The organism is Serratia sp. CY84636 (assembly GCF_052166245.1).
GTDB lineage: Bacteria > Pseudomonadota > Gammaproteobacteria > Enterobacterales > Enterobacteriaceae > Serratia > Serratia nevei.
The window spans coordinates 177,183-190,735 of the sequence record NZ_JBJNOX010000006.1; the positions used below are offsets into that span (position 1 = coordinate 177,183).

Below are 13,553 nucleotides of genomic sequence, written 5' to 3' on the forward strand. Positions count from 1 at the left end.
GTTTTTCATGGGCTCGGGTCGCGCTGCGTGCTGCCGGCCTGCGGCAAGATTATTCAGGATAGCAGCCTGTCAGTTGGCTATTCGCAGTATTTTCTAGATAACTTGGAGGTTTTCATGGCTGTCGCTGCCAACAAACGTTCGGTAATGACGCTGTTCTCTGGCCCGACCGACATTTTTAGCCATCAAGTACGTATCGTACTGGCGGAGAAAGGTGTCAGCGTCGAGATCGAGCAGGTCGAAATGGATAACCTGCCGCAAGATCTGATTGACCTCAACCCTTACCAGACGGTGCCTACGCTGGTCGATCGCGAACTGACCCTGTATGAATCCCGCATCATCATGGAATACCTGGATGAGCGTTTCCCACACCCGCCGCTGATGCCGGTTTACCCGGTTGCCCGTGGCGAGAGCCGTCTGATGATGCTGCGCATCGAGAAGAACTGGTACTCGCTGATGGACAAGATCGAGAAGAGCAGCGGTCAGGAAGCGGAATCCGCCCGTCGTCAGCTGCGTGAAGAGCTGCTGGCGATCGCACCGATCTTCGGCCAGGCGCCGTATTTCATGAGCGAAGAGTTCAGCCTGGTGGATTGCTATCTGGCGCCGCTGTTGTGGCGTCTGCCGCAGCTGGGCATTGAGTTGAGCGGTGCCGGCTCCAAAGAGCTGAAAGGCTACATGACCCGCGTCTTCGAACGCGACGCTTTCCTGGCTTCCCTGACCGAAGCCGAGCGTGAAATGCGCCTGCAAACCCGGGGCTAAGCGCGATGGACATGTCTCAGATGACGCCGCGTCGCCCGTATCTGCTGCGGGCGTTCTATGACTGGCTGCTGGATAACCAGCTGACGCCGCACCTGGTGGTCGATGTGACTCGCCCGGACGTGCAGGTGCCGATGGAGTTCGCGCGTGACGGCCAGATCGTGCTGAATATCGCGCCGCGCGCGGTAGGCAACCTGGCGTTGGGCAACGAAGACGTGCAGTTCAACGCGCGCTTCGGCGGCGTGCCGCGTCAGGTTTCGGTGCCGATGGCCGCCGTGCTGGCGATCTATGCGCGTGAAAACGGCGCCGGCACGATGTTCGAACCGGAAGCCGCCTACGACGAGAGCGAAGGCGTTTTCGAAGGCCTGGACAATGAGACGATCCCTTCGGAAACCCTGATGTCGGTGATCGACGGCGATCGCCCGGATACCGCGGAAGATAACGGCCCGGACGACGAGCCGCCGCAGCCGCCGCGCGGTGGCCGCCCGGCGCTGCGCGTGGTGAAGTAATCCCGCGCGAACAAACGAAAAAGCACCCTATGGGGTGCTTTTTTTTGCCCGGCAGAAGCGGATCAGCCTTTCAAGGCGGCAATGCAGGCATCGCGCGGTGCGCTGAGATCGCCTACGCGCACGGTGGACAAGGCGCGGGTTGCGCGCTGGCGGAAACTGGTGATGGCGGTGTCGCCTTGCACTTCCGGCGGCGCGGTGCAAATGTCATTGAGCGGCAGATCGTTGCCTTTGTTGAGCGCCTGCAACACCGCCGCCGGATTGTAAATCAGGGCGGCGGAGAGCGCAGATTTGATGCCGGCGGTAAAGCCGGCATTGCCGCCGCCGGCCAGCTTGGGCGCCAGGGCAATCCAGCTGTCGTCCCCCAGCCGGATGCTGTTTTCCACGGCGCTGAACTGCCCGGCTTTGCCCAACTGTGCCACGACCGGCCGCGCGCCGCGCGCTTCGATATTGTAACCGACCTCCTGCGAATCCAGCGCCATGGCTGAAGCGCTGAAACTGACGGCCAGCAGTGCGCCGGCCAACAGGGAAATGGAGCATTTCATGTTCGCTATCCTTATCTCGGTGTCAGGCGCAGCCGCGCCCCGCAATGGTGCTAACTCAATACTATAGCGCGTTGAAGCGGTGAGGTGAGGGGAGGTTGTTACAAAGCGTGGCAGGCTAAAAACAGAGGCCCGGCAATGTGCCGGGCCTCTGGCGGTACGGAAGGTTTACACTTCCAGGTAGTTCATGATGCCGTCTGCCGCCTTGCGGCCTTCGGCGATCGCCGTCACCACCAGGTCGGAACCGCGCACCGCGTCGCCGCCGGCGAAGATTTTCGGGTTACTGGTCTGGAACGCGTTGTCGCTGCCTTCCGGCGCCAGGATGCGGCCCTGTTTATCGAGCTGCACGTCGTGTGCCGCCAGCCAGTCCATACGGTGAGGGCGGAAGCCGAACGCCATCACCACCGCGTCGGCGTCGATCACGTGTTCAGAACCCGGCACCTGCTCCGCCGCCTGACGGCCGTTGGCATCCGGTGCGCCCAGCTGGGTGCGTACCATCTTCACCCCGGCCACGCGGCCGGCGCTGTTCAGCTCGATGCTCAGCGGCTGCAGGTTAAACTGGAAATCTACCCCTTCTTCCCGGGCGTTCTTCACTTCGCGCTTGGAACCCGGCATGTTGGCTTCGTCGCGGCGGTAGGCGCAGGTGACCTGCGTCGCGCCCTGGCGCACTGAGGTACGAACGCAGTCCATGGCGGTATCGCCGCCGCCCAGCACCACCACGCGCTTGCCTTCCATGCTGACGTAAGGCTCGTGCTGCTCGGTTTCATACCCCATCAGCTGCTTGGTGTTGGCGATCAGGAACGGCAGCGCATCGTACACGCCCTGCGCTTCCTCGTTCTCCAGGCCGCCGCGCATCGACTGATAGGTGCCGACGCCGAGGAATACCGCATCGTACTCGCTCAGCAAGGTCTCCATGCTGATGTCTTTGCCCACTTCGGTGTTCAGCTGGAACTCGATGCCCATCTCACTGAAGATGCTGCGGCGTTTGACCATCACTTCCTTTTCCAGCTTGAAGGCCGGGATACCGAAGGTCAGCAGGCCGCCGATTTCAGGATGACGGTCATATACCACCGCCTTGACGCCGTTGCGGGTCAATACGTCGGCGCAGGCCAGCCCGGCAGGGCCGGCACCGACGATCGCCACGCGCTTGCCGGTCGGCTGCACGTGCGACATGTCCGGCTTCCAGCCCATTTCGATGGCCTTATCGCTGATGTAGCGCTCGATATTGCCGATGGTGACCGCACCGAACTCGTCGTTCAGGGTGCAGGAGCCTTCGCACAGGCGATCCTGCGGGCACACGCGGCCGCATACCTCCGGCAGGCTGTTGGTCTGATGCGCCAGGTCCGCCGCTTCCATGATGCGGCCTTCGTTGGCCAGCTTCAGCCAGTTCGGGATGTAGTTGTGCACCGGGCACTTCCACTCGCAATACGGGTTGCCGCAGGACAGACAGCGGTCCGCCTGGGCCTTGGCCTGGGTTTCCGAAAACGGTTCGTAGATCTCGACGAACTCGATTTTGCGGATCTTCAGCGGTTTCTTTGGCGGATCAACACGCTGCAGGTCGATAAATTGGTAAACGTTCTGGCTCATTAATGACCTACCTCTTACTGCGCCTGCACCCGCAGCTCGGCTGCGGAACGGCTACGGTGACCCAACAGCGCTTTGACATCGCTGGACTTCGGTTTGACCAGGGCGAACTTCGGTGCCCACTCCGGCCAGTTGGCCAGGATCTCTTCCGCGCGGGAAGAGCCGGTCGCCTGCACGTGTTCGGTGATCAGGCCGCGCAGGTGCTCCTCATGGATCGCCAGCTGATCGACATCCAGCACTTCCACCAGCTCCGGGTTCACGCGCTTGCGGAACTCGCCGTCTTCGTCCAGCACGTAGGCGAAACCGCCGGTCATGCCCGCACCGAAGTTGATGCCGGTTTTACCCAGCACGCAGACGATGCCGCCGGTCATGTATTCGCAGCCGTTGTCGCCGATGCCTTCCACCACGGTGATGGCGCCGGAGTTGCGCACCGCGAAGCGTTCGCCCGCGCGGCCGGCGGCGAACAGCTTGCCGCCGGTAGCGCCGTACAGGCAGGTGTTGCCGACGATGCTGGCTTCATGGCTGCGGAAGGCGGAGCCGATCGGCGGACGCACCGCGATGCTGCCGCCGGCCATGCCTTTGCCGACATAGTCGTTGGCGTCGCCGGTCAGGGTCAGCTCGACCCCGCCGGCGTTCCAGACGCCGAAGCTCTGCCCGGCGGTGCCGGAGAAGTGCGCCTTGATCGGATCGGCCGCCATGCCCTGATCGCCGTGCACGTCGGCGATAGCGCCGGACAGCATGGCGCCCACGGAGCGGTCGGTGTTGCGAATGTCGAAGTAGAAGGTTTTACCCTGCTTCGCTTCGATGTACGGTTGCGCCTGCGCCAGCAGTTCTTTGTTCAGCAGGCCCTTGTCGAACGCCGGGTTGCTGCTTTCGGTGCAGTACACCGCTTTACCCGGATGCGGCGTGGCGGTTTTCAGCAGCGGCGACAGATCCAGCTTGTTCTGCTTGGCAGAGATGCCGTCCAGCTCGGTCAGGAACTCGGTGCGGCCGATCAGATCCACCAGTTGGCTCACGCCCAGTTGCGCCATGATCTCGCGGGTTTCACGCGCGATAAACTGGAAGTAATTCGTCACGCGTTCCGGCAGGCCGTGGTAGTGATCGCGGCGCAGCTTGTCGTCCTGAGTCGCGACGCCGGTCGCGCAGTTGTTGAGGTGGCAGATGCGCAGGTATTTACAGCCCAGCGCCACCATCGGCCCGGTGCCGAAGCCGAAGCTTTCCGCGCCCAGGATCGCCGCTTTGACGATGTCCACGCCGGTTTTCAGGCCGCCGTCCACCTGCAGGCGGATCTTGTGGCGCAGGCCGTTGGCCACCAGCGCCTGCTGGGTTTCCACCAGGCCCAGCTCCCACGGACAGCCGGCGTATTTCACCGAGGACAGCGGGCTGGCGCCGGTGCCGCCGTCGTAACCGGCGATGGTGATGAGATCGGCATAGGCCTTCGCCACGCCAGTGGCGATGGTGCCGACGCCCGGTTCGGACACCAGTTTCACCGAGATCACCGCCTTCGGGTTGACCTGCTTCAGGTCGAAGATCAGCTGCGCCAGATCTTCGATCGAGTAGATGTCGTGGTGCGGCGGCGGGGAGATCAGGGTCACGCCCGGCACCGAGTAACGCAGTCTGGCGATGTACGGAGTGACTTTGTCGCCCGGCAGCTGGCCGCCTTCGCCCGGCTTGGCGCCCTGCGCCACCTTAATCTGGATCACGTCGGCGTTCACCAGGTAGGCCGGCGTCACGCCGAAGCGGCCGGAGGCCACCTGTTTGATGCGCGACACCTTGTTGGTGCGGTAGCGCGCCGGATCTTCGCCGCCTTCGCCGGAGTTGGAGAAGCCGCCGAGGCCGTTCATGGCGATCGCCAGCGACTCGTGCGCTTCCGGGCTCAGTGCGCCGATCGACATCGCCGCGGTGTCGAAGCGTTTGAACAGCGACTCCGCCGGTTCAACCTGATCGACCGGGATCGGTTCGCCTTTCGGCGTTATGGCCAGCAGATCGCGCAGCATGGCGACCGGCCGCTCGTTCACCAGCTTGGCGTAGGCCTGATAGTCACTGTATTCCCCGCTGTGCACCGCTTTTTGCAGCGAGTTCACCACGTCCGGGTTGTAGGCGTGGTATTCGCCGCCGTGCACGAACTTCAGCAGGCCGCCTTGCTCCAGCGGCTTGCGTTTCAGCCAGGCGCGCTTGGAAAGGTTCTGCAGATCCTGCTGGAAATCGCTGAAGCTGGCGCCGCCGATGCGGCTGACCACGCCCTGGAAGCACAGATTCGCCAGATCGCGGTGCAGGCCGACCGCTTCGAACAGCTTGGAGCAGCGGTAAGAGGCGATGGTCGAGATGCCCATTTTGGACATGATCTTGTACAGGCCTTTGTTGATGCCGTTGCGGTAGTTCAGCATCACGTCGCGGTATTTCTTGTCGATCGCCTGGCTGTCCACCAGCTTGGCCAGGGTTTCATAGGCCAGATACGGGTAGATGGCGGTCGCGCCGAAGCCGAGCAGCACGGCGAAGTGGTGCGGATCGCGGGCGCTGGCGGTTTCAACGATCAGGTTGGCGTCGCAGCGCAGGCTTTTCTCAACCAGGCGGGTTTGCACGGCGCCCACCGCCATTGGGGCCGGTACCGGCAGGCGGCCGGGCGCGATGGCGCGGTCGGACAGCACCAACAGCACCGCACCTTCGCGCACCTTGCGTTCCGCTTCGTCGCACAGGGCGCGAATGGTCTGCTCCAGATCCTGCTGCTGCGGATCGAAGGCCAGATCGAGGGTCTCGGCGCGATAGTATTCGCCTTCCAGCGTGGTGAGCTGTTTGAAATCGGAGTACAGCAGGATCGGCGATTTGAAGCTCAGGCGGTGCGCCTGGCCTTCGGCTTCGCAGAACACGTTCATTTCACGGCCGATGCTGGTGGCCAGCGACATGACGTGCGCTTCGCGCAGCGGATCGATCGGCGGGTTGGTGACCTGCGCGAACTGCTGGCGGAAATAGTCGTAAACGATGCGCGGCCGGCTGGAGAGCACGGCGAACGGGGTATCGTCGCCCATCGAGCCGGTGGCTTCCTGGCCAATCTCGCCCAGCACGCGGATCACCTGATCCAGCTCTTCGCTGCTGTAGCCGAACTGTTTCTGGTAGGTTTCGAGCTGCGCGTCGTCGAGCTCGCGGCTGCCGACCTGATCGTCCGGCAGATCTTCGAACGGCACCAGACGTTTGACGTTTTTCTCCATCCACTCTTTATACGGATGGCGGCTTTTCAGATCGTTGTCGGTCTCCGCCGAGTGCAGGATGCGGCCGCTGCGGGTGTCGATCACCATCAGCTCGCCGGGGCCGACGCGGCCTTTTTCCACCACTTCGTCCGGCTGGTAATCCCAGATGCCGACTTCGGAGGCGCAGGTGATCAGCTTGTCTTTGGTGATCACATAGCGCGCCGGGCGCAGGCCGTTGCGATCGAGGTTACAGGCGGCGTAGCGGCCGTCGGACATCACGATGCCGGCCGGGCCGTCCCACGGCTCCATGTGCATCGAGTTGAAGTCGAAGAAGGCGCGCAGATCGCCGTCCATGTCCGGGTTGTTCTGCCAGGCCGGCGGCACTAGCAAACGCATGGCGCGAATGAGATCCATCCCGCCCGCCAGCAGCAGCTCCAGCATGTTGTCCAGCGAGCTGGAGTCGGAGCCGGTTTCGTTGACGAACGGCGCGGCGGCCTGCAGATCCGGGATCAGCGGCGTTTGGAATTTGTAGGTACGGGCACGCGCCCACTGGCGGTTGCCGGTGATGGTGTTGATTTCGCCGTTGTGCGCCAGGTAGCGGAACGGCTGCGCCAGCGGCCAGCGCGGCACGGTGTTGGTGGAGAAGCGCTGGTGGAACAGGCAAATGGCCGACTCCAGGCGCAGGTCCGCCAGATCGAGATAGAAGCGCGGCAGATCCGCAGGCATGCACAGGCCTTTATAGATCGTCACCAGGTTGGAGAAGCTGCAGACGTAGAAGCTGTTGTCCTGCACGCGTTTCTCGATGCGGCGGCGCGCCACGAACAGGCGGCGCTCCATATCGCGCGGGCGCCAGCCGGCCGGGGCGTTAACGAAGATTTGCTCGATGCGCGGCAGGGAGGAGAGGGCGATTTCACCCAGCACGTCCGGGTTGGTCGGCACTTCACGCCAGCCGACGATCGACAGCGTTTCGTTTTGCAGCTCTTCTTCCACGATGCGGCGGCTGAGGCGCGCTTCCTCTTCATTCTGGCTGAGGAACATCATGCCGACGGCGTAGTTCTTGGCCAAACGCCAGCCGCGCTCTTCCGCCACCATGCGGAAGAAGCGATCGGGTTTTTGCAGCAACAGGCCGCAGCCGTCGCCGGTCTTGCCGTCGGCCAGGATTGCGCCGCGGTGTTGCATGCGGGCCAGCGCGTGAATGGCGGTGCGAACCACCTTGTGGCTAGGTTCGCCTTCTATGTGGGCGATCAGGCCGAAACCACAGTTGTCCCTCTCTTGGGATTTATCGTACAACATATCAGTGAACCTCCCCAGGCTCTGCGTGACTCTCACAACCTACTGCGAGGGGGCTTCCCAATTTCAGGCAGAAGTCCAATCAGCAAGTTAACCCCGCTAATCTGCTTTTCCGCCCTCCATCAATGGCCTCTCGTGACGGTCTCACAAGTGGTATAGGACTTGTTTTAAGAGGGAGTCTTCAATTACTGCATAAATATGACGAGACGTTTGCCCGTCCAGAAAGCTTCCAGCGGACTTCCAACTTAGCGAGAAAGAATTCGCAGGTCAAATGTGGGCTTAAGATAGATTCTTATCGAATTGATGATGTTTATTTATTTGAAAAGTAAGTATTTTAATGTGTTTTTGCACTATCGTGGGGCAACGCCGATCCCCACAGAAGTGTGAGCTGTCTCACTATAGTGCAACCCCTTAATCTCTGCACCATGCTAGTGCGGGGGTTAATGGCAGAATTTTATTCTATAAGATATTTCTTTGTTGATGTTTGTCACTGTTTTTCACCGCATTGTCATATTGCCGTTAACGGTTGCGCGACGATTAGAATAATTCATCAGAATTATAGTGAATTGATTTGCATTTATGATGAATAGTTATGCCTGGTGGCGCCTTGCGGGGAAAGCGTTGATCTCTGTCATCGCGGGAAAAGCCGTTTCTTATTAGCATCGCGGCTTTGAACACAGAGAATCACCAAGATTATGCAGTTGCCGCAATTAGTCAATATGTTTGGCGCAGATCTCCAGCGCCGCTATGGCGAAAAGATCCATAAACTCACGCTGCACGGCGGATTCAGCTGCCCTAACCGCGACGGCACGTTGGGGCGCGGCGGCTGTACATTTTGCAACGTCGCTTCGTTTGCCGATGAGGCGATGCAGCGGCAAAGTATCGCCGAACAGCTGGCGCAGCAGGCCGCGCGGGTCAACCGGGCGCGGCGCTATCTGGCCTATTTCCAGGCCTATACCAGCACCTATGCGGAGGTCGAATTGTTGGCGTCGATGTATCGGCAGGCGTTGGCGCAGAGTGAGATGGTCGGCCTGTGCGTCGGCACCCGGCCGGACTGCGTGCCGCCCGCCGCATTGGATCTGCTGACGGGGTATCGCGAGGAGGGTTATGAAGTGTGGCTGGAGCTGGGGCTGCAGACGGCGCACGATAAAACGCTCAAACGCATCAACCGCGGCCATGATTTCCGCTGCTATCAGCAGACCGCGCAACGGGCCCGGCAGCGCGGGCTGAAGGTGTGCTGCCATCTGATCGTCGGGCTGCCGGGAGAAACCCAGCGCGATCATCTGCTCACGCTGCAGCGGGTGGTGGAGTCCGGCGTGGATGGCATTAAGCTGCATCCGCTGCACGTCGTGACCGGCAGTACCCTGGCCCGCGCGTGGCGAGCCGGGCGTTTGCCCGAACTGGCGCTGGAGGACTACGCCGTCAGCGCCGGGGAGATGATCCGCCACACGCCTGGCGAGGTGGTGTATCACCGCCTGTCCGCCAGCGCCCGTCGGCCCACGCTGCTGGCGCCGCTGTGGTGCGAAAACCGCTGGAGCGGCATGCAGGCGGTGGGCGCTTATCTGCAGCAATACGGCGGGCAGGGCAGCGCGCTGGATGAAAAGCGGCGCTACCGCCCTGGAATGCCGCTCTGAAGTGCAATCTTTGCCACACTTCGGCGTTTGCCGCCTTATCTCACCGCTGTTTTACGGTATGATTCAAAAGATTGTGTCTGATGGGAGCCGCTATGAAGCAAATCCGGGTGTTGGCCCAGTACTACGTCGATTTAATGGTGAAACTGGGGTTGGTGCGCTTCTCGCTGCTGCTGGCCTCGGCGCTGGTGGTGCTGGCGATGGTGGTGCAGATGGCGGTGACCATGTTGCTGCGCGGCGAAGTGGAAAGCATCGACGTGGTGCGTTCGATCTTCTTCGGCCTGTTGATCACCCCGTGGGCGGTCTACTTCCTCTCGGTGGTGGTGGAGCAGCTGGAGGAGTCGCGCCAGCGGCTGGCGCGGCTGGTGGACAAGCTGGAGGAAATGCGCCACCGCGATCTGGAGCTCAATCAGCAGCTTAAGGACAATATCAGCCAGCTGAACCAGGAGATCGCTGACCGTATCAAGGCGGAAGAAGAGCGCCTGCAGGTGATGGACAAGCTGACGGAAGAGATGGAACAGCGTGAACTGGCGCAGATTGAGCTGGGCCAGCAATCGGCGCTGCTGCGTTCCTTCCTCGATGCCTCGCCGGATCTGGTCTACTACCGCAACGAAGACAAAGAATTTTCCGGCTGCAACCGCGCGATGGAGCTGCTGACCGGCAAGAGCGAGAAGCAGCTGATCGGCCTGACGCCGTTCGACGTCTACGGCCAGGAGATCGCCGAAAAGGTCATTGAGACCGACGAGAAGGTGTTCCGCCACAACGTCTCGCTGACCTACGAACAGTGGCTGGTGTATCCCGATGGCCGCAAGGCCTGTTTCGAGCTGCGCAAGGTCCCGTTTTATGACCGGGTGGGCAAACGCCACGGGCTGATGGGCTTCGGCCGCGATATTACCGAGCGTAAGCGCTACCAGGACGCGCTGGAGAACGCCAGCAGGGAGAAGACCACCTTTATCTCCACGATCAGCCACGAGCTGCGTACGCCGCTTAACGGCATCGTTGGCCTGAGCCGTATCCTGCTCGATACCGAGCTGAACGACGAGCAGCTGAAATACCTGAAGACCATTCACGTCAGCGCCATCACCCTCGGCAATATCTTCAACGACATTATCGAAATGGATAAGCTCGAGCGGCGCAAGGTGCAGCTCGACAACCAGCCGGTGGACTTCACCGGCTTCCTGGCAGATCTGGAGAACCTCTCCGGCCTGTTGGCGCAGCCGAAAGGGCTGCAGTTCATCATGGAGCCGCAGACGCCGCTGCCGCAGCAGATCGTGACCGACGGTACGCGCCTGCGGCAGATTTTGTGGAACCTGATCGGCAACGCGGTGAAATTCACCCAGCAGGGGCAAATCGTGGTGCGCGTGCGGCGTGAGGCGCAGGAGAAGCTGGTGTTCGAGGTGGAAGACTCGGGCATGGGCATCCCGCAGGACGAGCAGGACAAGATCTTCGCCATGTATTACCAGGTGAAAGATCAGCGCGGCGGCCGCCCGGCCACCGGCACCGGCATCGGGCTGGCGGTCTCCAAGCGACTGGCGCAGAGCATGGGCGGCGACATCACCGTGCGCAGCGAACAGGGGCACGGTTCTTGCTTCACTCTGACCATCCAGGCGCCGGCGGTGCAGGAAGCCGCCAGCGCGGCGCCGGAGGAAGAGGAACTGCCGTTGCCGGCGCTGCACATCCTGCTGGTGGAGGATATCGAGCTGAACGTGATCGTGGCGCGCTCGGTGCTGGAGAAACTGGGCAACAGCGTCGAGGTGGCGATGAACGGCCACGACGCGCTGGCGATGTTCGATCCGGACGAGTTCGATCTGGTGCTGCTGGACATCCAGCTGCCGGACATGACCGGGCTGGACATCGCCCGGGTGCTGCGCGAACGCTACGCCGGGCAGGCGCTGCCGCCGCTGGTGGCCCTGACCGCTAACGTGCTGAAAGACAAAAAAGAGTACCTCGAGGCGGGCATGGACGATGTGCTGAGCAAGCCGCTGTCGGTGCCGGCGTTGACCCAGGTCATCAAACACTATTGGGATCATCAACCTTCTCACACTTCAAAGAAAACGGAGCACAAGGCGATGCAGATTAATGAGTCGTTACTCGATACCGCGATGCTGGAGCAGTACATGGACCTGGTTGGCCCGCAGCTGATCCACCAAAGCCTGGAGATGTTCGAACAGATGATGCCGGGCTACCTGGCGGTGCTGGACTCCAACATGACGGCGCGCGATCAGAAAGGCATCACCGAAGAAGGGCACAAGATCAAAGGCGCCGCCGGTTCGGTCGGTCTGCGTCACCTGCAGCAGCTGGCGCAACAGATTCAAACGCCGACGCTGCCGGCCTGGTGGGATAACGTGCAGGATTGGGTGGATGAGTTGAAACAAGAGTGGCGCAACGACGTGCAGGTACTGCGGGCTTGGGTTGAGAACGCTGAAAAAAAATGACCCCGACCTAAGCCGGGGTGCGCGAATATTGCGCCAACACCAGGGAAATTGTGAACCTGCGTATTGGTTTCAGTGTTCTGGTCGAGCAGGTTGTAGCGAATTCCTAAACATCATACAGCCAACAACATAGCAAATGTAAGCGCTCTTGTTAGAAGATTCATTAAAATGTGTGATGTAGATTAGTGTTTGTCAACTCCGAGCACGAACCAGTTGACAGCAGCGACAGGAGTAAGAGTGATGAAAAAGGTGGGTGTCGTCCTCAGCGGCAGCGGTGTTTATGACGGTACGGAGATCCATGAAGCGGTGCTGACGCTGCTGGCGTTGGACCGTGCCGGCGCGCAGGCGGTGTGCTTTGCGCCCGATAAACCACAATGCCATGTTATTAATCACTTATCAGGTGAGGAGATGGCGGAGTCGCGCAATGTCCTGATTGAATCGGCGCGCATTGCCCGCGGCGCGGTGCAGCCGCTGGCGCTGGCGGAGGCCGCGCAGCTGGATGCGCTGATCGTGCCCGGCGGCTTCGGCGCCGCCAAGAACCTCAGCAATTTCGCCGAAGCCGGCGCGGAATGTTGGGTCGATGAGGATTTGGCGCGTCTGACGCGCGAGATGCATAAGGCCGGCAAACCAATTGGCCTGATGTGCATCGCGCCGGCGCTGTTGCCGAAACTGCTGGATCAACAAGCGCGGCTGACCATTGGCAACGATCCGGACCTGGGAGAAGTGATTGACGCCATGGGCGGCGAGCCGGTGATTTGTCCGGTAGACGATATCGTGGTGGACAGCGAACACAAAGTCGTGACCACGCCGGCCTATATGCTGGCGCCGTCGATCGCGCAGGCGGCCCTCGGTATCGATAAGCTGGTGGCGCGGGTACTGGAAATGGCTGAATGAGAAAATCGCTCGGCGGATGGCGGCGACTGCGCCCGTGGTATTGGCTGAAGCGCGGGGTCATCGCGATTCTCGGCCTGTGGGTGTTGGGCATTGTGGCCTTTGCCTTCCTGCCGGTGCCGTTTTCCGCCGTGATGGTGGAGCGGCAAGTCAGCGCCTGGCTGAGCGGCGACTTTGGCTACGTCGCCCATTCGGATTGGGTGTCGATGGACGACATCTCGCCGCAGATGGCGCTGGCGGTGATGGCGGCGGAGGATCAGAAGTTTCCAGACCATTGGGGCTTCGATGTGGCGGCCATTGAAAAGGCGCTCAGCCACAACGAGAAGCGCCCGACGCGCATCCGCGGTGCGTCCACGCTGTCGCAGCAAACCGCCAAGAACCTGTTTCTGTGGGATGGCCGCAGCTGGCTGCGCAAAGGGCTGGAGGCCGGCTTGACGTCGGGCATCGAGTTGGTGTGGACCAAGCGGCGCATTCTGACGGTGTATCTGAATATCGTCGAGTTCGGCGACGGGGTGTTTGGCGTTGAAGAGGCTTCACAACGCTTTTTCCATAAGCCGGCCAAACGGCTAAGCGCGGCGGAAGCGGCGCTGTTGGCGGCGGTATTGCCGAATCCGCATCGCTTTAGGGCCGATGCGCCTTCCGGCTATGTGATACAGCGACAGCAGTGGATCATGCGCCAGATGCGGCAGCTGGGTGGGGAAGATTTCCTGAAAGAAAACAAGCTGGATTAACCAAGCGA

9 protein-coding genes are annotated in these 13,553 nt (G+C 61.3%); 6 read left to right on the top strand and 3 right to left on the bottom strand.

Going from position 1 to position 13,553, the window contains the following annotated elements; all coding sequences use genetic code 11:
* Window positions 1–114 precede the first annotated feature (114 nt).
* Window positions 115–756, top strand: a complete 642-nt coding sequence (gene sspA, locus ACJ8QI_RS17865) for a stringent starvation protein SspA (RefSeq protein WP_004937082.1) — start codon at window positions 115–117, stop codon at window positions 754–756.
* 5 nt (window positions 757–761) lie between these two features.
* Window positions 762–1,262: a ClpXP protease specificity-enhancing factor gene (gene sspB, locus ACJ8QI_RS17870; protein WP_004937084.1), complete on the top strand. Its 501-nt coding sequence runs from the start codon at window positions 762–764 to the stop codon at window positions 1,260–1,262.
* Between the two features lie 62 nt (window positions 1,263–1,324).
* On the opposite strand, the gene ACJ8QI_RS17875 is transcribed toward sspB, so the two are convergent.
* From ACJ8QI_RS17875 to gltB, 3 genes are all read right to left on the bottom strand, one after another.
* On the bottom strand, window positions 1,325–1,804 hold the full coding sequence (locus tag ACJ8QI_RS17875; protein WP_049198519.1) for a hypothetical protein: 480 nt from the start codon (window positions 1,802–1,804) through the stop codon (window positions 1,325–1,327).
* Between the two features lie 165 nt (window positions 1,805–1,969).
* Window positions 1,970–3,388: a glutamate synthase small subunit gene (locus ACJ8QI_RS17880; RefSeq protein WP_048234903.1), complete on the bottom strand. Its 1,419-nt coding sequence runs from the start codon at window positions 3,386–3,388 to the stop codon at window positions 1,970–1,972.
* Between the two features lie 14 nt (window positions 3,389–3,402).
* Window positions 3,403–7,863: a glutamate synthase large subunit gene (gltB, locus tag ACJ8QI_RS17885; RefSeq protein ID WP_442532889.1), complete on the bottom strand. Its 4,461-nt coding sequence runs from the start codon at window positions 7,861–7,863 to the stop codon at window positions 3,403–3,405.
* A 692-nt stretch (window positions 7,864–8,555) separates the two neighbouring features.
* On the opposite strand from gltB, the gene ACJ8QI_RS17890 reads away from it, so the two are divergent.
* From ACJ8QI_RS17890 to mtgA, 4 genes are all read left to right on the top strand, one after another.
* On the top strand, window positions 8,556–9,494 hold the full coding sequence (locus tag ACJ8QI_RS17890; protein WP_060424679.1) for a TIGR01212 family radical SAM protein: 939 nt from the start codon (window positions 8,556–8,558) through the stop codon (window positions 9,492–9,494).
* 92 nt (window positions 9,495–9,586) lie between these two features.
* Window positions 9,587–11,926 (top strand): aerobic respiration two-component sensor histidine kinase ArcB, encoded by a 2,340-nt coding sequence (arcB, locus tag ACJ8QI_RS17895; protein ID WP_087763593.1) that lies wholly within the window; start codon window positions 9,587–9,589, stop codon window positions 11,924–11,926.
* A 237-nt stretch (window positions 11,927–12,163) separates the two neighbouring features.
* Window positions 12,164–12,817 (top strand): isoprenoid biosynthesis glyoxalase ElbB, encoded by a 654-nt coding sequence (gene elbB / locus ACJ8QI_RS17900; RefSeq protein ID WP_070915403.1) that lies wholly within the window; start codon window positions 12,164–12,166, stop codon window positions 12,815–12,817.
* Window positions 12,814–13,545, top strand: a complete 732-nt coding sequence (mtgA, locus tag ACJ8QI_RS17905; RefSeq protein ID WP_060440986.1) for a monofunctional biosynthetic peptidoglycan transglycosylase — start codon at window positions 12,814–12,816, stop codon at window positions 13,543–13,545. Before elbB ends, mtgA begins: the two co-directional genes overlap by 4 nt.
* The last annotated feature ends 8 nt before the right edge of the window (window positions 13,546–13,553 follow it).